This is a genomic window from Paenibacillus sp. EKM212P (assembly GCF_011066115.1).
Lineage (GTDB): Bacteria > Bacillota > Bacilli > Paenibacillales > Paenibacillaceae > Paenibacillus > Paenibacillus polymyxa_B.
The window spans coordinates 77,115-98,630 of record NZ_JAAMNR010000010.1; the positions used below are offsets into that span (position 1 = coordinate 77,115).

Genomic DNA, 21,516 nt, shown 5'->3' on the forward strand with positions numbered 1-21,516 from the left:
AGCCTCTCTACCCACCTCTTCAACAACGACTAACAAACTGGATCGGCTACACTCTTCTAGACAGAAAAATTGTGGTCTACTATAGTAGACTACAGACCCATTCTAGAAGGAGCAGATCATGACTAAAAAAGAAAGACGTACCTTTAGCGCTGAATTTAAAGCACAGATGGTTCAACTCTATCAAAGTGGTAAACCGCGAAAGGATATCATTCAAGAATATGATTTAAATCCTTCATCGCTGGATAAATGGGTGAAACAAAGTTCCGCATCTGGATCCTTCAAAGAGAAAGACAATCGAACTCCAGAGGAAATAGAACTGATCGAGCTTCGAAAACAGAACAAGCAACTGCTCATGGAGAATGACATTTTAAAGCAAGCCGCGCTGATCATGGGACGAAAGTAAATGTCATTCGCCAGAATAAACATAAATACTCGGTATCAGCAATGTGCGACGTCCTGAACATCCCCAGAAGCACCTATTATTATGAAGAATGCAAAGTCGAAGTTCCATCCGAGGATGAAATTTCCCCTATTATTGTAGACATTTTTCAAAGGAGTCGTCAAAACTATGGTACGCGTAAGATAAAAAAAGAGCTGCACCAACAAGGCTTTACGGTATCCAGGCGGAGAATAGGACGAATCATGAAGGAATTCGGACTGGTTTCCTCGTATACGGTCGCTCAGTACAAGCCTCATCCCACGAAATACAATGAAGCCAAGCAAGCGAATGTATTGGACCGGAAATTTGAGCAAGAGCAGGCGTTATCTGTCGTCGTAAGCGATCTGACGTACGTTAGAGTAGGTTTATATTGGAATTACGTATGCTTCTTTGTGGATCTGTTTAACCGCGAAATTATCGGTTACAGTGCGGGGCCACACAAGGATGCCAAGCTGGTTTACCGTGCTTTGGCTTCGATTGAGAGCAACCTGAATGACATTCAGCTCTTCCACACCGACCGAGGCAATGAATTCAAGAATAAGCTCATTGACGATGCGCTGGAGGCTTTTCAGATTGAGCGTTCCTTAAGCATGAAAGGCTGCCCCTATGACAACGCCGTTGCGGAAGCCACGTTTAAAATTTTCAAAACGGAGTTTGTGAAGAAACGTCATTTTGAAAGTCTAGCTGAGCTAACCACAGAATTACATGACTATGTGCACTGGTTTAACCATATTCGGATTCATGGTTCTCTAGAATACTTGAGTCCGGTTGAATTCAAACAGAGACACCACAAAAAGGTTGTCTAGTTTAGTGTTGACAATCCAAACCTGTATCTATTTTTATGCAGAATTCCGTCTGTACCGGAAAATGTTTTATTGGGATGCATGGATGTTTAACCAGCAGGAAAGTTTGATTTGCCGTGAGTATTATATACAGTAAAGTAGAGAAATGGGTTCTCTTTGTTGTCTAATCTACATCTTTAAGATTTGAACAGAGATCTTAATTAAATACTCTTCATAACCTCTAACTGAAAGATCATCTAACAAAACATCCTCATAAAAAAATCCCTGTAATTCTATGCTCTTATCTTTAGCATAATTTATTATTCGATCATAAGTGTCACATACGCTTGAGTATCCCTCTGTATGGTACGCGATTAAATATGTTCCTTTTTCTCGCTTGAAATTTAAATAATTTGATTTTTTACTAACTCTAGTAAAAAGATAATCATAATTGAATGTTTCATTTGCTAAGACTCTTTTAGTATCTCTCATCCAGCCTACTGTATGGGAAGCATCAATACTATAAATGTTCAAGTACTTTTCGTGTTTTATCATAGAATCGTAAATGCTTTTATCATTTGTGTAAGGATCAGCCTCTGTTACTACCAAAAACTCCTCCTTTTTTTCCTCAATAATAATATCAGTTGAAATGATCTCAGTTGCTGCTTGGGTAATTCGTTTCTTCTCTGATATTATACTTTTCATTTTTTGCAGTTGTTTAATTTTTGAATTCAGCATTGCCTCTTCTTTCCCCAGTAGGACAATGAGCTCCTGAGGTGACCTTTTATTTAAATACTCTTTTATCTCTTTTAATGGCATTTCTAATTCTTTAAGTATTGAAATCACTTTAAAAACATCCATTTGATTAATTGAATAATATCTATACCCATTTTCAGCTTTAAATTCAGGAGAAAGAATTCCAAGTCGATCATAGTGAAATAAAGTATCCTTGCTAATACCCATTACTTTTGCAAATTGTCCTGACGTTAAATGAGTTTGAACATTATTCTCCATGAAATCCCTCCTTGACTATAGTGTTACACCACACTTTATTATAACCAAGTAACCTTCAAATAGCAGTAGACCATGAGGAGTATCTAATCGAAAGTAATACCTAAATAATTAATCTTGGGAGGATATAAGAAATGAAAGTTCTAGTTACAGGAGCAACAGGAAGTGTGGGAAGTCATATTGTTGAACAACTACTTGCAAAAGATATAGAAGTAAAGGCATTATCAAGGAAGGAAAGCAACTTGCCTAAAGGAGCACAAGTAGTTCTAGGTGATCTTGATATTCCCGAAACTATAAAAGCACATCTCCATACTATAGATAGCTTGTTTCTGATCACTCAGAGTGAACAAACGGACGAAAAATTTATGAAAAACAAAAGAATTATTCAGATGGCAAAACAAGCTAATGTTGCAAGAATTGTAGCCCTGATAGATTTTGAAGGGAACCCAATTGAGGATGTTATTAAAAATAGCGGAATGGAATGGACTTTATTAAAGCCAGTGGAATTTATGAAAAATGCACTTTACAGTGGTTGGACAGAATCAATCCAAAAAGAAGGACTTATTCGTACGGCTTTCCCCGATAGTTTAAGCGCTAGAATTCATGAAGCTGATATCGCTGATGTCGCAGTAAAGGCACTAACAGAAGAAGGCCATGATAAGCGGACATATGATTTGACAGGACCAGAAGCATTGTCTCCAAGAAGTATGGTTAAACAAATTTCTGTAGTTATAGATAAATACATTGATCTTGTTGAAATTACAGAAGAACAAGTAAAACAAGATTGGAAAAGCAAAGGCTATGACAATGAATTTATTGAATACTTTATTATAGAGATGGGGAAAAACCCTCCTAAAGGAGCCTATACCGTTCTACCGACAGTAGAACAAGTTACAGGCAAGCCAGCCAGAACATTTACTCAATGGGTTAATGAAAACAAGCATTATTTTGTATAACCCCTTATGTACTTTTACTAATTACCTAACGGAAAACGTTAGTTGAACGATGAATGGCAAAGATTAAAACGATACTACATTAGACTGATCCAAGTAATAGAAACAGCGGCAGCCATGGACGAAAAATAAAGTCTTAGACTGCCACTGTTTTATTCAACTATCCTACACATCAGTTTGACTTAATTGGATATCGAAATGTGATTTGAAATAGAATCGATTATTAAATCCCAATCGTCGTAGTGAAGTTCATGTCCAGTTCCTTCCAATGTAAGTAAAACCGCACCCGGAATTTCGTTAGCAAGATTTATTCCGTGTTCATAAGGGATAATCGGATCTTCAGTACCGTGTATAACCAGAGCAGGGACGGTTATTTCCCTTGTCCTAGCCAGATAGGATTCTCCACCTGACAGCATTGCGTGATTGTTCATGCTGGCTATATTGTTGCTTCTTTTCCATTCTTCTTTTGCTAATTTATAAACTTTTTTTTCATCGAAAGCGTGTTTTGAACCTACTAGAATTCTTGATCTACCTATCACAAAATCGACCACCGATTGTTCGTTCGTCCAATCTATTGCTCCCATATTCGAGAAATAGTCCATAACCTTTTCCTCCATCGGTGGAAGATCGGGAGCAAAATTGGATGTTGATACGAGGGTAACGGTTAGAACTCTGCCTGGATGTCGCAGAGCTATCATTTGAGTCAGCATTCCGCCCATGGACATCCCTACGATATGCACTTGCTCAATCTTATACGCTTCCAATACTCGAATAGCATCATCTGCCATGTCTTCGAAAGTATAGTCTGGTTGCCCAGGTTCATAGGTTGTAGAACATCCAACATCTCGGTTATCATAGCGAACAACAAAGCGACCTGTCTCAGCTAAACGCTGGCAGAATTCTTCCTCCCACCAGATCAGTGAGGATTGAGCCCCCATAATCAGTAATATTGCCGGGTTAACTCGCTTTCCAAAACTGTCAGTACAAATTTCTATTCCATCGCTTTTTATGAGTTGTTCGTTCATGTAGGATTCCTCCCCTCAATGATATAGATATTGTACCCTTCGTAGTCACCCTTCTGCTAGTCCTGATTAGGCCCAGCTATGGATTTTAGTGTTTTCCGTAGTCAAACGGATGTTTTAAGCACACAATTGGTTTCTTTCACGCTGTTTGCTATATCAAAATTTCCCTTATCCAAGAGTTTCTTGTTGTCCGCAGCTGTCTTCAAAAATTACTTAGCCCGAATCCTCCACCGTTAAGATGTCATTGACCTTACCGACAACAAACGCAATTATGGATTATTGTGGTATTATTTCGGATTATTGTTAATACTACGTATCTGAGGAGGGTGAAAATGAAGTTACATACCAAATTTTCAAGACAATTATGCCGGAATATCGATCTCATTTGTGACTTCATGGGAAACAGTTCGGATTTTATTGTTCGTGAAATCACAGTTGGCCATAAACACGCCGCACTTTTTTATTTGGACGGAATGACTGACATGCAAAAGGTACAGGACAACGCGATCCGTCCGTTGCATGATCGTGTTTCCTCTGACGAGATCACTTTACCGTTATTGAAAAACGCAATTTTGGACATTGGTGAAGCAAGCTTTACTCAAAACTTTGAAGATGCCTTGGAACAGATCCTCTCAGGTGGTCTTCTCCTACTACTGAACGATACGGATGAAGGATTGGTCATTTCTTTGCCTGGATGGGAAGAACGCAGCATTACGGACTCGAAGACGCAGCCTGTGGTCAGAGGTCCGCAAGAAGCGTTTACAGAAACTTTACGTACGAATACGACTATGGTTCGTCGAAGGGTGAAGGATACAAGAGTACGTCTAACTACGGTAAAAGTTGGCGAAAAAACCAAGACCGATGTATCTGTCATGTATTTACATGGGGTCGCTGACCCAAAAAAGGTGCAGGACATGATATCCAAGTTAAAGAACATGCATGTAGAAGGCGTGCTTGAAAGCGAATATTTGGAAGAATGTCTCCATGAAGATAAGCAACTCACGATATTTCCGCTCTTTTATAATTCTGATCGCCCAGACTCTATTGCAGCAGGAATTATGGAGGGGAAAATTGCGATATTTGTGGATGGATCTCCCTTCGCCATCCTTGCACCTGCGGTGTTTGCAGATTTCCTTCAATCCGCAGAAGATTATTATCAATCCTTTATTTACAGCAGTATCATTCGAATATTAAGGTACATCTGTCTAGCAATCTGTATGTTGGCTCCGGCCATTTATGTCGCATTAACGACATTCCATCAGGATATGATTCCAACAGTTTTGTTATTAAGCTTATCCGCGCAACGTGAAGGAGTACCGTTTCCAGCATTTATTGAGGCAATGATCATGGAAGTGGTTTTTGAAATTCTGAGGGAGGCAGGTCTTCGTATGCCACGGACGGTCGGTCAAGCCGTTTCAATTGTTGGGTCAATAGTGATCGGCCAGGCAGCTGTAGAAGCAAACATCGTTTCGGCTGTTATGGTCATTGTTGTTGCAATAACTGCCATTTCGAGCTTTGTCATTCCCTCGTACACCTTTGCTATTCCAATCCGGATATTACGTTTCGCTTTCATAGGCATAGCCGCTATGTTTGGTGTGTACGGATTGACTGTTGGTATCCTCATGCTCTTTGTGCATCTGAATGGGCTTCATTCGTTCGGTGTACCGTATTTGAGCCCCTTTGCCAATTACAAATCGTCGGAGCAGAGGGACGCCATATTGCGTTTTCCATATAGAACTAAAAAAAAACATCGCAAAAACTAAAGGAGTAGACCATCATGAACTCGTATCGATCCACCATTTTATTACTGTTTATGTGCATCTGGCTAATGGTGTTTCTTACGGGTTGCTGGAACAGTAAGGAATTGAGCGCAATTTCCGTCGTGATGGCTCTGGGCATTGATGCAGTTGATGACCAATATGAAGTCAGTTTACAAGTGGTTGACCCATCGAAAATGTCTCATAATTCCCCCATGGAACGGACGCCAACGATCGTTTTTTCCAAACGCGCCGATACCATATTTGAAGCTATTCGAAAATTAACAACGGAATCGTCCCGAAAAATGTATATGTCTCACTTAAAGTTTGTCATTTTTGATGAAAAAACGGCAAAAAAAGGAATCAAGGAGCCGCTGGACTTTCTGTTCCGTGATCATGAAGTTCGGCCTGATTTCTATTTGGCCGTTGTCAGAGGAAACTCGGCAAAGGAGGCCGTTACTTTTGTAGCTCCAACCGAGGTCTTGCCTGCAATGGATATGTATAAGGCATTAAGGCTTTCTGAAAAAGCATGGGCTCCTACTTCCGCGGTCAATGTGAAAGACATTTTACAAAAATTTACAGAGGATGGCATTGAACCGGTTCTCACTGGTATTCGACTGACAAACCTAGAAAAAGGTCTAACTATTGATAATGTGACAAAGTCGCCCCAACATGTTAAATATTTTTTCACTGGAATTGGTGTTTTCAAGGGCGACCGACTTATCGATTGGATGGATGATTCACAAAGTAAAGCCTTTACCTATATATCCAACCGTGTTTCCAGCACCGTAGCTTCCATCGATTGTCCGAATTCCAAAGGAAAATTTGTTGTTGAAGTAATCCGTTCCAAAGTAAAGATGCGTCCAGAAATAATAGACCATGAGCCGTACATTTCTCTTATTGTGGATACAGAATCCAATATCGGAACGGTCTCGTGCAATGCCAACCTTAAGAATGAAGAGACATTTAGAGATCTTCAAGAATCAGCTAAAGAGCATCTGGAACAGTCTTTGAAGGAAGGCATTTCGTACGCACAACAAATCGGTTCCGATATATTCGGGTTTGGAGAAGCTTTTCACCGCAAGTACCCACGTGAATGGCATAAATGGAAAGAGGATTGGCCACAAAAATTTCAAACGCTTAAAGTGGATATTCAGCTCAATTATCGTTTAGTCCGGTTCGGAGACATTACCAGTCCAATCGATATGGGAATACACAATCAGGAGTGAGTGCAATGCTTTATGTGATTCTCGTAACTTCCATTTTAACATCGTTGTATGAGTTTAAAAAATTTAAGGAGAAACAATATTTGCGTGAAATTGTATTCAGCTCGATATTGTTGATTATAGGCGTTATATTGATTATCCTACGGATCGCCAACATTAAACTGCCGACTCCACTGACGGGTGTTCAAATCCTATTTCAACCGATAAGTCGGTTACTTACAGAAATGTTATCTTAAGGGGGCATTCGAATGAATTCCAATTTGACAGTTCGACAAGCTATTTTGTGGTTTGCATTGTATCAAATAGGAAGCGCATATCTGGTGCTCCCAGCGGTAATTACCGCTGTCGCTAAACAAGATGCCTGGCTCTCCATCCCAGTCTCCTTAGGTTTCCATCTGTTATTGATACCTTTATATGCCTCCATCGCTAGGCAAATGCAGGGGAAATCTTTCGTAGAGCATCTCCGTTGCCTCTTCGGTCCCTTGGGCGGGACGATCAGCATCGTTTTCATTTTTTTCTTTCCCTTTCTTGTGTTCATTATGACACTTCGAAATCTGGGCGACTTTATCACGACAGCTATTATGCCGGAAACTCCCTCCGACTCGATATATTTCATCATGCTTATAGTCATTTATTTTGCCGTTCGATCAGGCCCTGCTGTAATTGGCCGTTGTGCGGAAATCCTATTTTTTTTCCTTCTGGTTCTGTATCTGTTGGTCAGGATTACCCTTCTTTCTGATACCACCATAGATAATGTGCTCCCTATTTTTGAGTATGGTTTCAATCCTATCGTTCTCGCTTCGTTCAATTTGTTTGCCTTTCCCTACCTTGAGGCAATTCTGTATCTTTTTTTTGCACAGCACATCCCCGATCCAAAAAAGTGGAGAAAGACAGTGATAACTTGTGCTTTGATTAGTGGCGGCATGTATTTTTTCATGGTTCTACAAATAATCGCCGTGATGAGTGAAGGTGTTGTATCTAATTTGACATTTCCTACTTTTTTTATTAACCGAACAATCAGTAACGGAGAGTTTCTTCAACGGTTTGAAATTTTCGTTGCAGTGTTTTGGTTTGTCACCATTTTTTTCCGACTCGCACTGCTTTTATATGTTTCAGCGCAAGGGCTTGCAGATGCTTTTCGTCTTCGAAGCGCTAACTCTCTCTTAGTTCCTCTGATCCTAATCGCATTGGCAATGGTTCATTCTATTTGGCCAAATATGCAATTTTTAATCAAGTTTTTTTCAGTATGGCCTTTTTACGCCATGATTTTCGGTATCGTGTTTCCTATTGTGCTATGGCTGGTGGGTAAGGTATCGTTGAAATTAAGTAAAAAGTATCACTAAAGTTGCGTTGGCTGTATGAACATACTGTTCTCAAATAAACTTTTGTTGTACTCATTATTGCAATTTAGCAAGAAGCAACTCCAGTTCCTCCCTCTCAAGATGTCTCCATTGTCCACGTTCCAGATGATCCAAGTTAATATTCATAATTCGAACACGTTCCAGCTTTAGCACCCTGTACCCCAAGGCCTTGCACATTCTGCGAATTTGCAAGTTCAGACCCTGCGTCAAAATAATGCGGAACTCGTATTCGCTTGTACGATCAACCTTGCACGGTTTGGTAATGACGTTCAATATTTCAACGCCACGAGACATGGCTTGCGTAAACTCGTTTGTAACAGGTTTGTCTACAGTCACTATATATTCCTTCTCATGACCATTCTCGGAACGCATCATTTGATTGACAATGCTTCCATCGTTGGTTAATAGAATGAGTCCCTCTGACGCTTTGTCCAGCCTGCCGATGGCAAAAATCCGCGAAGGATAGTTAACATAACTAATAATATTGCCAGCCACTTGCTCCGCTGCGGTACAAACAATGCCTATAGGCTTATTCAGAGCCAAATATACAGGTTCATTACAGTTGGCTGGAATAACTTCCCCATCAACCAGCACGAGATCCTGTGGCTCTACTTCTGCGCCCGCTTCACAAACATTGCCATTAATCGTAATTCGTCCTGCTGCAATCAGCCTGTTGGTTTCCCGACGTGAGCAAAATCCTGTCTCACTGATGTACTTGTTAATTCTCACGATTCACCTGCTTCTGATTATAATATGCGAGTTTAAGTAAAATAATTAAAAAACACCTGATTGTTCTTGCTTAATCAGATGTTCGACGTTTACGACAACTTATACTTTCCCGGCTTATTTGCTACTGTTGCCGCCGCTTTTATTCCTTGTTGGTTTGGCTGTGCCGCCTTTTGTGCCACCTGCCGCTTTGCTTCCCGGTGCGCTTGTAGAAGCGCTTTTTGTCCTTACTGGCTTCGCAGTTTTGTTCCAGCGTGTCCAGCCCTTACTACCTGTACCTCTGCCGGTTCCGCCGCCCTTGCTTTTTCCACCCATATGATCACTCCATTACTAGTCGTTCAGATTTAACTAAGCTATCATACCATTACTTTGATCATAATGCCCATTTGTTTTAAAAATTGAAGTATAAACTGTGCCAAATAAAGGAGCACATAATCATGTGAAAGCTCACACATGTTATTGTAGGCCGCGAAAAAAGCTTTCTTTTTCCCCATTAAACGGCTAAATCCCTCTAGAAAAGAAGGATACAGGATGAATAATGAAGTAAGGCTGTTTGTGGTCCGTCACGGTATTGGGACTGGTAATGAGCCGGATGCTACGCTCAGAGTTCCAGAGGGCTTCGAGCAAGCCGAGCAGTTGGCTGATTTTCTACTGCATATGGATGGCTTGCATGTAGACCGTTTGATTTCCAGTCCGTATAAACGAGCTTGGCAGACAGCGGAAATCATTGAAGAACGATTAAACATCAGACTTGATCCACCTGAAGATCGTCTTAGAGAACGAGGGGTGCCCGAAGTTACGGATGAAGAGTCTGAAGAAATGGTTAACAACCGGGTCACTGCCTTAACGGAAGAATTGCTGGAGAGCGGTCGACACACTTTTCTGTTAGTCACCCATCGCTTGATCATAACACTCATGCTGCATCATTATGCTCCAGATTTTATTCTAGAGGAAATCACGAATCCGGATCTTTATCTTTTAACGTTTAGTGATGGAAAATGTCAGGCAAAGCATTTGTGGAGTACAGAGTAGACTGTTGTATTTTAATTCAAAAAAACTGGGGGTCATCTAATTATGCAAGGAATGCTGGAAAGAAATCGCATCACCGCTGTTACCAAACCCGATGTATCCAACATGTCTGCTTGTATTGAAAATGTGAAAAAGGCTGTGCTCTCCAATCTTCAGGGGCCGCCAGCCCCTACGGATTATCACCAATTGATGGGAAGACTCCATGCGGCAAAAGCCAAACTGCCGAAAATATATCAGGAAACGGTCGCAATTCCGTTTATTAAGGAATTGGACAAGCTTGGGCAACAGGGCTTCACTGAAATTTTGATTCAGGACCCAAGCAGAACTAGAGCTGCCGGACTCATGCTGGATATCGCTCAGAGCATTTTGCAAAACGGAGAAGGCTACAATGCACTTGCGACCGATGCTTTTCAGGAGATTGTGAGTGACCTGTATGACGGTTTTCTTAGCGCAGAAGATCGTGAAGGAATAAAAGAACCGGATCTCAGTATTATTCCAGCACTTGTTAAATGGGGAGAGCCGGAAAATGGCCCGTATACATGGCCCGCTGATGCCACAACCGTATTTAAAGTGCAAGCAGCGATTGTCAGTCTTCCTCCTGCGCATGCGACAAATGGACTGCTGGCTTGGTCCAGTATCCCGCATGAAGTATGTGGTCATGACATTTTGCATGCTGATCTGGGTCTACTTCAAGAGTTGGCCAATGTCGTTAGAAACAGATTAAACAGCGAAAACATCGGACAAGGACTACCGGACTACTGGGCTTCCCGCATCGATGAAACTGCGTCGGATGTATTGGGTGTCCTTAATCTGGGACCGGCAGCTGCCATTGGCTTAATCGGTTATTTCCGGGGTATGAATGCCGCCTTTTCGGGAAGAGCTCAACTTCGAAATGAAGGACCTACCCGTGATCCACATGCCGCAGATATTTTACGGGGATATTTGGGTGCCTACGCCACTGCACTTTTGGAATTCGACCAAGCTGGAGCATGGGCAGAAGTCATTGAATCGGAAACCGACAAGGATCTGACAAATATTAAGCTTAACGGCAGAGCCATCGACGCTAATACAGCAAAACGTTCTGCACGAATTGTAGCTGAAGCCATTATGAAGACTAAACTTGCAAGCCTTGAAAATCACAGTCTGGATGAAATCCAAAACTGGAGAAATGAGGATGAGAGCGTCGCCGCACTTTTACGTACCTTGCTGCAAACCACCGGTTCCCTTACCGACGAACACCGCTCTGGCTTCTACGCAGCGCATGTGGTAGCTGCCGCTGTTACTGAGGGACTTTCCCGCGAAGCGGATCTGCAGGTTATATTTAATCGGATGCTGTCGCTGTTAAAGCTGATGCACGATACCAATCCTGCTTGGGGACCACTTTTCGTACAGCATCCCGGCGATATTTCACGTCATCTGCTCTATCACCCTGCCACTTCAAACCTGATTTCACTCTAAGCAAGCCATAATCAGAACCCGCAAAATAGTTTGCTTAAGGACAAGCAGCCTTTTTGCGGGTTAGTTTAATTCTAATCCCTTAAAAAGACGCTAACATCCCCCTCAACGGCTACACGTTAGAAAGTCCATGAACACTTGGTATTTTTGCTTCTGCACAGGCTAATAATGATAGGTGAGAATTTGCAAGTAAAAAAATCAGCCATAAGGGAGTGAAACACATGTCTGTTGATGTTTATCTTAACTTTAATGGAAATTGTCGTGAAGCAGCGGAGTTTTACGCAGAGGCATTTGGGACTGAGAAACCACAAATCATGACGTTCGGTGAAGCACCACCCAACCCCGATTATCCTCTCCCTGAAGAAGCCAAAAATTTGGTCATGCATACACGGCTTCAAATTGATGGTAGTAATGTCATGTTCTCAGACGTTTTTCCTGGTATGCCTTTCGTAGCCGGAAACAACATCAGCCTCGCCATCGTCAATAAGGACGAAGAGAAAATTCGATCGTACTTTCATAAATTAAAAGAAGGAGGAACCGTAAGCATGGAACTTCAAGAAACATTCTGGAGCAAATGTTACGGTAGCCTTAAAGATAAGTTCGGAATTGAATGGCAATTAAGTTATGATAACGGAATGACCGACAGTTAGTCTGTTATATTACCCTGCGATAGTTAAGCTCTCGCAAGCTATTCTGATTGAATACTTTGTGAGGGCTTAATATCAGCTTAAAGTTACTCTATACAGCAGCCTTAGAATTCTTCCAAAACCTTGAATTTGTCTCCATGAATCTTATCCAGGTGATCCTCTCCCCAGTAGCATAAATGGTCTAGCGCGGGTTTTAATCCCCAGCCGTAGTCCGTTAACTCATACTCTACTTTAGGAGGGATTTCATTATAAACCTTTCGTGTAACGATCTCATCCTTTTCTAGGCTTCTGAGCTGAGTGGTCAGCATTTTTTGTGTAATGCCGGGTATTAACCGACGAAACTCAGACGTTCGTTTCCGTCCTGTCATCAGATGGTAGATAATTAAAGGCTTCCATTTCCCTCCCATCACCTCTAAAGCCGCTTCCACTCCAACTTGATACTTCTTTTGAACCCTATTTTTTGTCTGTTCAGTCATTTCTTAATCCTCCTTTAGAAGGCTTCGTTTGCTCAGAACAACCCATCACTTCAATTCATTACTCAGATCAGTTTCTAGGGAATCTACCTAGGGCACTTCCATGTTCCTATGGCACCTGTATCATCCTATAGAACTTAGAAGTGCGTACTTCCAGATTATTTTCCTACTGTATATAATAGCATCAAGCATTGAGCATTCCTAGAAGTAAGCTATTGAGAAAGGTAGTGAAGAAGCATGAAAGTATTAACCGTTGTTTCACACCCGAGAAAAGATTCCTTGACCTTTAAGGTTGCTGATCGTTTCGTACAGGGTCTTGCCGATGCAGGCCACGATTATGAGATATTGGATTTGCATGGGATTGGTTTTGATCCTATTTTAAAAGGAGTAGATGAACCGGATTTGACAGTTGCGGAACAGTCCTTTTCCCCTGAAGTAGAAATGGAAATAAGGCGGATGAAGGAGCATGATGCATTGGCATTTATTTTTCCTCTTTGGTGGTGGAATTTGCCAGCTATGCTGAAGGGTTATATTGACCGTGTATGGAACAATGGGTTTGCGTACGGTTCGAATTACCTGCATCATCAGCATGTCTTGTGGATTGGCTTGGCCGGAGTTTCGAAGGAACAGATGAAAAAGCGTAAGTATGATGAAATGATTACTCATTTGCTGAATGTGGGAATTGCAGATTATTGCGGGGTTTCCAATTCCAAGGTTGAATTCTTATATGAGACCCTGAGTTCAAATTCCGGTCATTTTGAAATGCTGCTGGACCAAGCTTATCACTTGGGTTTGAATTATGCCAAGGATTAGGCTTTAAGTAGGCTGAGTTTGAACAATCGTGACAACTTATTGGCCCAACGTATCAAAACTCCTACAATGATAATGTGTTTCCTACAATAATTGTTCAGCTTTATAGCAAATCAATTTTTTACAATCCCCACCCTTCAACACGAAGGCCGGAAATCCTAACAGAATGTGAGAAAGAATTGTTTTTCCGCAAGGAGACCTAAGTAGTAACAAAAAAAGATACTAACCTAGCCATTTTTTCCATGGACATGGTTAGCGTCTTTTTACTTATCGTACATTTAACTGGCTTTTGACAGCAAGTAAAGGAAATAAGGGGTGACCAGTATGGTGATAATAATTCCGGTTGGAATATCTGCCCCAAAACTAATCGTCCGAGTAAGTGTGTCAGCAATCAAAATGACGAGTGCACCAACTAATGCCGTCGTAGGTAGCAATAGCTTATGATTGGGCCCTACTAGCTTGCGCGCTAGATGGGGGCTGACCATGCCTACAAAAAAGAAATTTCCGCCAAGTGCCACGCTACCAGAAGCAAGCGCAACGGCAGCAATCGTCAAGCCGATAAACTCCCTTTTAATTGCTACGCCGAGGCCCGATGCTGTCTGATTCCCCAAATTCAACGTATTGAGTGTGTTCGACCTGTAAAAAACGTAAAAATAGATGATAAGCACCCATGGGAGCAGCACCATAATATAGCTCCAGTCGTCCCCCCACAGGTCTCCAGCCTGCCATCTCAAAGCAAAGTCATACTGTTGCTTGTCTAGCCGGAGTGTCAACATCAGAGATAATGCGCTGTAGCCACTGCCCATAGCGACACCAGTTAAAATTAAGCCTGTAGGCGAGATGTCTCTTCCCCGCCTGAAAGCAAACATAAAAATCAAAAATGCTGCCGTAAGGCCGCCTGCAAAAGCCAGCCCAGGAAGAAGAATAGGCGATAGCAATCCTTCACTAGCGAACAACGTAATATACATAAGTACAAATAACCCTGAGCCTGAGCTGATGCCGAGTGTTCCCGGACTGGCCATGTCGTTTTTGAGCAAGCTTTGCATAATACAGCCTGATATCCCCATGCCAATACCTACCAATATAGAAAGCACAATACGTGGCAGTCGAAAGTCAAACACGATCAGGTTCTGTTTGCTCGTTCCTTCGCCAATGATAACCTTGAAAACTTCGAGTGGAGAAAGGTTCATTTTCCCAACATTCATACTAAGTACAGCCACTAGCAGCGTCAGCACTACTAACAGTAAAATAATGCTAATCCCCCTGGTATTACGGGACGGTTTCAACTAAACTCCCTCCTCTGCTTGCGCACAAGGTAGAGAAAATAGGGTACGCCCACCAAGGCAAAAATAATGCCAAGGGGTGTTTCGTGGGGACGATTGATTAGACGTCCGAGTAAATCCGCCGCCAACAGAAAGACTGCTCCATACAAAGCTGAGGCCGGGATAATATACCGATAATCCGTTCCGACCAGATGGCGCATAATGTGTGGCACGATCAAACCAACGAAGCCAACAGGGCCGACCACAATAACCGATAACCCCGTTAGAATTAATACAATTAAGGTTGAAAATAGCTTAATCCTGTTCGCACGAATACCCAAGCCTGATGCCACATCCTCCCCGAAGCTCAAAATCGTAATCGAGGGAGAAAGCACGATGGCACAGATCAAACCCACTACAAACAGTGGCGCAATGAAAGCTAATTCACCCCACTTGGCACTAGCTGTACCACCAGCAGACCAGTAATCAAGGGCTTGGCCAATCTCATACTTAATAGCGATAAACGTACTAAACGCACCAAAAAGCATGGAGATGGACATTCCTGCCAGCACCAGTCGCTGAGGCGTCATTCCTCGCTTGCCTATAGATGCGATGTAATACGTAATGCCTGTAGTGATTGCTGCACCTAGAAAAGAATACAGCATAGTTTCTCCGTAGGTGCGACCAGGCAAAAAGGCCATACATAACGCAATTGCAAATGTCGACCCAGAACTTATGCCAATGAGTCCCGAATCCGCTAGTGGATTACGAGTGGTTCCCTGCATAATTGCCCCACACACAGCCAAGCTGCACCCTACAATGATATCTGCCACGGTTCGTGGAAAACGCAAGGTGTGAATAATCTGATGTTCTGTAATGTTGGGATCAAACTGAAATATAGCACCCCATGCCAGCTTCAGGCTCATTTCCGCAGCACCAAAGGTAATAGATGCTGCGGTAACCAGCAGGAGCAGGAACACGCCCACGATCATGTAGCTTACAAAATGAAATATTCCTTTTTTATTTGGTTCTTTGTGAGTAGACATCGATTACACCCTTAGTTGGTCAATTATGCATCGTTACTTAGTCTGTTCCAGCAATTTGCTAATAATATAATCTAGCTGTCCCGTCATACTAGCAACGTCCGAATAATAGAACAGTCCTGCATATTTCGCTGGAATTTCGATGATATGTCCGTTTTTAACGGCTGGAATACTGCTCCAGATTTTTGTCTTCGCATATTCAGATTCCTTGCCTTCCTGCTTAAACCAAAGGACATAATCTCCAAAGTATTCAGCAGCTACCTCGTAGGATAAAGAACCCCGACTCTCTCCGGAATTTTTAACCAATGTGTTGAGCTTTTCCGGTTTGTGAAGTCCCAGATAATTGTAAAGCAACGTTCCTCCACGTGAGCCTGTTTCATAATATATTCCGTAAGAACCACTGCCCCAATCCTCGAAAATGCTAAACGTTTTGTCCTTGAATATGTCGGAATTTAGTTTTTCTTTGGCCTGACTCAGCTTGCTTTCAAACAGTGAAATCACTTTGTCTGCTTCTGCTTCATGTCCTGTGGCCTGACCAAGGAATTTCAGACGTTCTATAGAAGTCATTTTATCCTCAGGTATCACAAGAACAGGCGCAATTTTAGACAGCTTATCATAATCCTTTGTATCATATGTAATGATGAGATCAGGATCATACTTCATAATTTCCTCAGTTTCCCACTTTTCAATATTAGGGATGTCGTTAAACTTATCGTAAAAAGGCATCGTTTCTTGTTTCCACCCCATGACTGCGGCTGGCTTAATCCCTAGTGTAAATACATCGCCAACATACCAGTTCACGACTACCCGTTGAGGATTAGCGGGCACCTTCACGTCTCCTTTTATCGTAGAGACTGTACGCGTATCAGAATCACTGCTTGTCTCTTCCTTCACGGACGACGCGGGTTTAGCAGATGAATCAGAGGAACTGCCAGCATTCCCGCAACCTGAAATAACGAAAATCACTACGAATAGTGCACATAAAATCATGTGAAACTTCTTATTCATCATACGATGCATGTTGTAAATCTCCTTTGAAATATAGTAAGTGCAAAACATACTTAAAATTAGTGATATTGATAATCATTATCACTAATTTCAAATTGTAAATTTTACCTCACTGATTGTCAACTGTTTCTTTAAGTTTTATGTTTTACTTTAATGGGTTCTCCAGCTCCCCTCTTCTATTTGCTTCATGCCATTCCTGATAGATTCCTCCAATTTCATAAAAGGCTTTGTTCATTACAGTTGTCAGCTCCTTCATGATCTCCTTGGTATATTTTAAATGAGTATTTATGTTATCCACTTTATATTTGCGAAGCAGATTTAGATGAGCAATGATGTGAATCGTATCTTCGATAATCCAATAAATCACATCCTCTACATCTTTCGTAAGCTTGTTCAGCATCTGTATGCCTCTTTCATACATCTGGAGCGTATAACCCCGCTTGCCTACTTGAACATACGGACTAAGATCATCATAAAAATCCGTACGGAAAGGTCGTCTTACATATTGCTCATACTGCTCTTCATATATTGAAGTTTGTTCAAGCAGCTTAATAGTCATATCTATGATTTCTTGTTCACTGTATATTTTTTTCATCAGATTTTCCCTTGCCTTTCTCTGCTAAATAAATTCAAGTCATAGTTAAATTAGATCACAAGTGATGCAATAAGAAGTCAAACTCTTTTTTTACCAACCATTAACAATTTTGTTTGATGCAAACGATAATTAGAATAGAGGGATTTCCCTCAATATATCCAACTGAAGGAGACAGGCGAATGAATAGAGTATGGACGAAAGCATCGGCTATTCTATTGGTAGTAATATCCCTGTTGTTCAATGGAACGTACGCGCTCGCAGCTTCAGCAACATCAACGTATATCGTTACGTTTCAACAAGCAACCTTGGTATCCAACGATCACGTAGGCAACGAATGGGCCATTGCTGCCCAGGTGGCGGGCCAATCCATTAGTGAAGGCAACAGCGAAAAGGTAAAGGTCAAATCAGGGGGCAGCATTAAGCTGTATGCGTATGCCGAGGAACAAGACAAAATTCCTGATGAAGGCGAAGCCACCAAGAATGTAAAGGTCTCCTCTGTTTCTGCCAAAGGTTCTACCGTTAAGCTAAGAGTGACGGTTACTGAAAACCGTGGGCGTTACTCAGGTCATCAAGCCGTTTGGGAATTTACGTATAAGATTAAGAAACAATAATAGAAAAAATAGACCGTCACTCCCAGGAGGGGCGGTCTTCGCTTTTACAAGTCGCGGTAACCGGGCACATACCATTTCGGTATATAGGTTTGAAAGTAATCATACGCTTCCAAAACCTCTTCAGCTCGTTGCACCATATCGTCCACCTCTTTATTGCCAAATGGAATGGCCCAGTGAACCGATGAAAGCTGATTGCTTGCAATATACAGAGCCATTAATCTAAAAAATAAATCAGGTACATGGTTATTAAAATAACCGTGGATACGGCCCGAAGCGAATAAAGGACTTAACGCTGCACACCAGGTAATTCTATTGAATTCCTCCCAAGGATCACCATAATCCATTCTATTAAAATCGATGATACCCAGTTCACCGGATGGGGTAACCAACATATTGCCCACATGATAATCCCCATGCTGAAAAGTCTGGGGACGATTTTCTAATAGCTGACGATTTTGCTCAATAAAGCTTATGGCTTGATCTGCTCCCTTTAGGGGAATACCGCATGACTTATAGTTTGTAATATATCTGTTTATTTTGCCATTATAATGTTCAGCCCATGGGACTCGATCTTGCTCCGCATGAATCTCATGCATTTTTTTCAATGCATCTCCTGCTTGAACCCCGAGTTGATACTGTTGTGCTGCGGTCAACGTAGGGATAATCTCTTCAGCATCTTTCCCTTCGATCCAGGTGAACAGGGAATATACATATTGACCATCATGACAAATCCCAAATTCAAGCGGCCGGGACATGAACAGATTCTCCACGTGGTTCAGCTTTGTTACAGCTTCAAACTCGCGCTTCTTTTTATCATAATGAACCATATCCGCCATTCTTAGCAGCAAGTCCCTACCGTCAGTGGTTTGAATATAATATTTCTTGTCACTGGACCAGCCTCTATGAATTTCTTCCACGTGTCTCCACCTGCTGGCACCCGGTATTTCACTAAAGAGTTGATTCACGCTCATCCCCCCAAGTTAAGATAGCCTTACTTACTATATATGCTTTCCATAGTTTACCTTCGTAATGACAGAGGAATCAATCCTCTTCCCGGAAAAACTCAAATAAAAAAGGCTGAAAAGACAAGCCGTCTCTTCAACCTCAACATTCACTGAGTTGCCATCGTGAACACCCATCACTTGTATTTTCAAATCAGTAAGAATAAGAAAACTCATGTTTAAATTCGTCTACCCGTTGAATGGTTTTCAGAATATTGCGACCTTCACGTGTGCCATCAATAATACGACGAGCTTGTTTACTATCCCCGATATTAATAACTTCTACTTGATGTTCTTTACCATATTCGAGCAAGCTGTCCATCAGCGGACTGTGTGAACGCATACCCAAGCATACGAATCCAAGATCAAAAGGAATCTCAAACTCCTGTTCTCCATGCTTTACTTTGAAGCGGTCGCTACACACTTCTGTCAAAGCTGTTTCCATATGGACGTTCACTTCCCGCTCCTCTACCATTTTCATCATGGAAATCCGAGTAATCATATCCAGATCTTTACCCAGTAACGGCATCATCTCAATAATAGAAACCTCTTGTGCTCCACGCTCTGCATAATATTCGACGACATCCAGTCCCACGGCTCCGCCGCCAACTACAGCAATGCGTTTACCTTCAAATTCCTGGAATTTCTCCATGTTGTGCAAAAGATCAAAGATGGAGAACACTTTTGTACCTGGTTTACCCAATTGCTCATGTAAACCTGCAATGGGCGGAAGAAGTGGTGTGGCCCCCGTTGCATTGACAATAATATCAGGATTCAGGGCACTAATCATAGCCAAATCGGCTCGGGTCCCTGTTACAATGTTCAGATTGGTTAACTGTTTGGTGCGTTGAATCAGATAATCAGGGAAATCATTGATGCGTGTTTTGTCTGGCAGGCGGGCAATATCACGAGCCAAGCCGCCCAACTCTGGTTTTTCCTCAAAGAGGGTTACTTTGCAGCCTACTTCGGCTGCCGTACATGCAGCTTCCATACCAGCGGTCCCACCACCAATAACCACAACCTGAATATTGTTCTTAACTCGTTGTTTCCTGTATTCAGCTTCTTTGAACAGATCCGGATTTACCGTACAGCAAATCGGTTTACTTTTGGAGATACGGTGATCCGCACAACCAATGTTGCAAGAGATACATTTTCTAAGCAAATGTTCGTAGCCGTTTTGCACTTTAAGCACCCAGTTCGGTTCTGCAATCAAGCCTCTACCCATAGCCAGAAGATCAGCGTCACCTCTCTCCAAAATATTCTGCGCAACCTGTGGGTTCCGAATATTACCAGAGGTCATCGTGACCTTCCCGAATTTTTCTTTTACTGCTTTGGCCATATATGAGCGCCAACCATCCGGCAAGTTCATCCCGTCAATCTGGAACTGGATGGAATCATTCAGAGCAGCAGAAACGTTCAGAATATCTACCTCATCATTAAGATACTCCAATAACTCGAGTGTATCTTCCAGTGTGTTCCCACCTTCTGTGAACTCTTCCGCGCTAAACCGTAAGCAAATAGGGAAAAATGGACCCACCACTGAACGAATTTCATCAATGACTAATCTGGCAAAACGGGTACGGTTTTCTGCGCTTCCGCCAAATTCATCCGTGCGTTTATTATACATCGGCGAAAGAAACTGACTCAGCAAGTAGGAGTGTCCCGCATGAATTTCAACACAGTCAAATCCTGCTCGTTGCGCTCTTCCCGCTGCTTCTCCGTATTTGCGCACAATGGAGTAAATTTCTTCTTTTTGCAGAGGTCTTGGAATCACTCCGCCCTTTTTGGAAGGAATATTCGAAGAAGATACAGGCTGAACTCCGTTCAGTCGTCCCACATAAGCCGAAGCACCCGCATGGTTAATTTGTACAGAAACACAAGCTCCATAAGAGTGCAGGGCTTCTGTTAATCTAAATAGTCCGGGAATAAACTGATCGTTATCCATACGCAACTGGGTTGTTCCGTTCGTACCCATTGGGAAATCCAGACAAACATTTTCTACTGTTATCAAGCCGGTACCACCTTTGGCCCGTTGCACGTAATAGTCAATATGATCCTGAACAAAGCTTCCGTCCATGGCAGCAAAGTTAGTTCCCATCGGGGGCATAACAATCCGATTTTTCAAGGTCATGCGTCGTATGGTTAGAGGTTCAAAGATAGCAGGATAGTGGTTCATTGTTCTTCCTCCTTGCGAGTTTACAAATTTCATGTTAAAGCTTCCATTAAAGCATTCTCATATGTGATTTTTTTCACTTTTAGGAATATCGAGATGTTATTGAGTACGATCATTCCTTATGGTTTGATT

The 21,516-nt window shown here is 42.0% G+C and carries 22 protein-coding genes; 11 read left to right on the forward strand and 11 right to left on the reverse strand.

The window, feature by feature from the left end; genetic code table 11:
* Positions 1–118: 118 nt before the first annotated feature.
* A protein-coding gene (locus G9G54_RS22510) for an IS3 family transposase (protein ID WP_165179687.1) occupies positions 119–1,245 on the forward strand; the annotation gives its coding sequence in 2 pieces (ribosomal slippage) (positions 119–368 and positions 368–1,245; 1,128 coding nt in all).
* A 165-nt stretch (positions 1,246–1,410) separates the two neighbouring features.
* On the opposite strand, the gene G9G54_RS22515 is transcribed toward G9G54_RS22510, so the two are convergent.
* Entirely contained in the window at positions 1,411–2,235 is an 825-nt protein-coding gene (locus G9G54_RS22515; RefSeq protein WP_165179688.1) for a MerR family transcriptional regulator, read from the reverse strand.
* 131 nt (positions 2,236–2,366) lie between these two features.
* On the opposite strand from G9G54_RS22515, the gene G9G54_RS22520 reads away from it, so the two are divergent.
* Positions 2,367–3,188: an NAD(P)H-binding protein gene (locus G9G54_RS22520; protein WP_165179689.1), complete on the forward strand. Its 822-nt coding sequence runs from the start codon at positions 2,367–2,369 to the stop codon at positions 3,186–3,188.
* Positions 3,189–3,367: 179 nt separating this feature from the next.
* On the opposite strand, the gene G9G54_RS22525 is transcribed toward G9G54_RS22520, so the two are convergent.
* The gene (locus tag G9G54_RS22525) at positions 3,368–4,210 is read right to left on the reverse strand and encodes an alpha/beta fold hydrolase (protein WP_165179690.1); all 843 of its coding nucleotides are present in this window, start codon (positions 4,208–4,210) and stop codon (positions 3,368–3,370) included.
* 329 nt (positions 4,211–4,539) lie between these two features.
* On the opposite strand from G9G54_RS22525, the gene G9G54_RS22530 reads away from it, so the two are divergent.
* The 4 genes from G9G54_RS22530 to G9G54_RS22545 are packed head-to-tail and all read left to right on the forward strand — an operon-like array spanning position 4,540 to position 8,533.
* Positions 4,540–5,970, forward strand: a complete 1,431-nt coding sequence (locus G9G54_RS22530; RefSeq protein ID WP_165179691.1) for a spore germination protein — start codon at positions 4,540–4,542, stop codon at positions 5,968–5,970.
* A gap of 14 nt (positions 5,971–5,984) precedes the next feature.
* Positions 5,985–7,193, forward strand: a complete 1,209-nt coding sequence (locus G9G54_RS22535; protein ID WP_165179692.1) for a Ger(x)C family spore germination protein — start codon at positions 5,985–5,987, stop codon at positions 7,191–7,193.
* A gap of 5 nt (positions 7,194–7,198) precedes the next feature.
* Positions 7,199–7,426, forward strand: coding sequence for a hypothetical protein (locus tag G9G54_RS22540; protein WP_165179693.1), 228 nt, complete (start codon positions 7,199–7,201; stop codon positions 7,424–7,426).
* Positions 7,427–7,438: 12 nt separating this feature from the next.
* A complete protein-coding gene (locus tag G9G54_RS22545) occupies positions 7,439–8,533 on the forward strand; it encodes a GerAB/ArcD/ProY family transporter (protein ID WP_165179694.1) in 1,095 nt (364 codons plus the stop codon).
* Positions 8,534–8,587: 54 nt separating this feature from the next.
* Here G9G54_RS22545 and G9G54_RS22550 read toward each other — a convergent pair whose 3' ends face one another.
* Together G9G54_RS22550 and G9G54_RS22555 are read right to left on the reverse strand one after the other, a co-directional pair.
* Positions 8,588–9,280, reverse strand: coding sequence for a pseudouridine synthase (locus G9G54_RS22550; protein WP_165179695.1), 693 nt, complete (start codon positions 9,278–9,280; stop codon positions 8,588–8,590).
* A gap of 114 nt (positions 9,281–9,394) precedes the next feature.
* The gene (locus tag G9G54_RS22555; RefSeq protein WP_013310240.1) at positions 9,395–9,592 is read right to left on the reverse strand and encodes a DUF3934 family protein; all 198 of its coding nucleotides are present in this window, start codon (positions 9,590–9,592) and stop codon (positions 9,395–9,397) included.
* A gap of 216 nt (positions 9,593–9,808) precedes the next feature.
* On the opposite strand from G9G54_RS22555, the gene G9G54_RS22560 reads away from it, so the two are divergent.
* The 3 genes from G9G54_RS22560 to G9G54_RS22570 all read left to right on the forward strand — a co-directional run bounded on the left by G9G54_RS22560 (position 9,809) and on the right by G9G54_RS22570 (position 12,411).
* A complete protein-coding gene (locus G9G54_RS22560) occupies positions 9,809–10,309 on the forward strand; it encodes a histidine phosphatase family protein (protein ID WP_165179696.1) in 501 nt (166 codons plus the stop codon).
* Between the two features lie 42 nt (positions 10,310–10,351).
* On the forward strand, positions 10,352–11,764 hold the full coding sequence (locus G9G54_RS22565; protein WP_165179697.1) for a hypothetical protein: 1,413 nt from the start codon (positions 10,352–10,354) through the stop codon (positions 11,762–11,764).
* 218 nt (positions 11,765–11,982) lie between these two features.
* A complete protein-coding gene (locus tag G9G54_RS22570; RefSeq protein ID WP_061830173.1) occupies positions 11,983–12,411 on the forward strand; it encodes a VOC family protein in 429 nt (142 codons plus the stop codon).
* A 101-nt stretch (positions 12,412–12,512) separates the two neighbouring features.
* Here the strand turns inward: G9G54_RS22570 and G9G54_RS22575 are convergent, their stop codons facing one another.
* A complete protein-coding gene (locus G9G54_RS22575; RefSeq protein ID WP_165179698.1) occupies positions 12,513–12,884 on the reverse strand; it encodes a winged helix-turn-helix transcriptional regulator in 372 nt (123 codons plus the stop codon).
* 234 nt (positions 12,885–13,118) lie between these two features.
* Here G9G54_RS22575 and G9G54_RS22580 point away from each other — a divergent pair, with 234 nt between their 5' ends.
* Positions 13,119–13,694, forward strand: a complete 576-nt coding sequence (locus G9G54_RS22580; protein WP_165179699.1) for an NAD(P)H oxidoreductase — start codon at positions 13,119–13,121, stop codon at positions 13,692–13,694.
* A gap of 275 nt (positions 13,695–13,969) precedes the next feature.
* Here G9G54_RS22580 and G9G54_RS22585 read toward each other — a convergent pair whose 3' ends face one another.
* The 4 genes from G9G54_RS22585 to G9G54_RS22600 form a co-directional block, all read right to left on the reverse strand.
* On the reverse strand, positions 13,970–14,977 hold the full coding sequence (locus G9G54_RS22585; RefSeq protein WP_165179700.1) for a FecCD family ABC transporter permease: 1,008 nt from the start codon (positions 14,975–14,977) through the stop codon (positions 13,970–13,972).
* Positions 14,974–15,999 carry a FecCD family ABC transporter permease gene (locus G9G54_RS22590; RefSeq protein ID WP_165179701.1) on the reverse strand — a complete coding sequence of 342 codons (1,026 nt, stop codon included), beginning with the start codon at positions 15,997–15,999 and terminating at the stop codon, positions 14,974–14,976. Before G9G54_RS22590 ends, G9G54_RS22585 begins: the two co-directional genes overlap by 4 nt.
* A 33-nt stretch (positions 16,000–16,032) precedes the next feature.
* A complete protein-coding gene (locus G9G54_RS22595; RefSeq protein ID WP_165179702.1) occupies positions 16,033–17,016 on the reverse strand; it encodes an ABC transporter substrate-binding protein in 984 nt (327 codons plus the stop codon).
* 133 nt (positions 17,017–17,149) lie between these two features.
* Complete coding sequence (locus G9G54_RS22600; RefSeq protein WP_061830167.1) at positions 17,150–17,599, reverse strand: Imm63 family immunity protein; 450 nt, start codon at positions 17,597–17,599, stop codon at positions 17,150–17,152.
* 179 nt (positions 17,600–17,778) lie between these two features.
* On the opposite strand from G9G54_RS22600, the gene G9G54_RS22605 reads away from it, so the two are divergent.
* A complete protein-coding gene (locus G9G54_RS22605) occupies positions 17,779–18,210 on the forward strand; it encodes a hypothetical protein (protein WP_165179703.1) in 432 nt (143 codons plus the stop codon).
* Positions 18,211–18,254: 44 nt separating this feature from the next.
* Here the strand turns inward: G9G54_RS22605 and G9G54_RS22610 are convergent, their stop codons facing one another.
* Entirely contained in the window at positions 18,255–19,175 is a 921-nt protein-coding gene (locus G9G54_RS22610) for an aminoglycoside phosphotransferase family protein (protein ID WP_165179704.1), read from the reverse strand.
* A gap of 190 nt (positions 19,176–19,365) precedes the next feature.
* Positions 19,366–21,387 carry an NAD(P)/FAD-dependent oxidoreductase gene (locus tag G9G54_RS22615; RefSeq protein ID WP_165179705.1) on the reverse strand — a complete coding sequence of 674 codons (2,022 nt, stop codon included), beginning with the start codon at positions 21,385–21,387 and terminating at the stop codon, positions 19,366–19,368.
* Between the last annotated feature and the right edge of the window lie 129 nt (positions 21,388–21,516).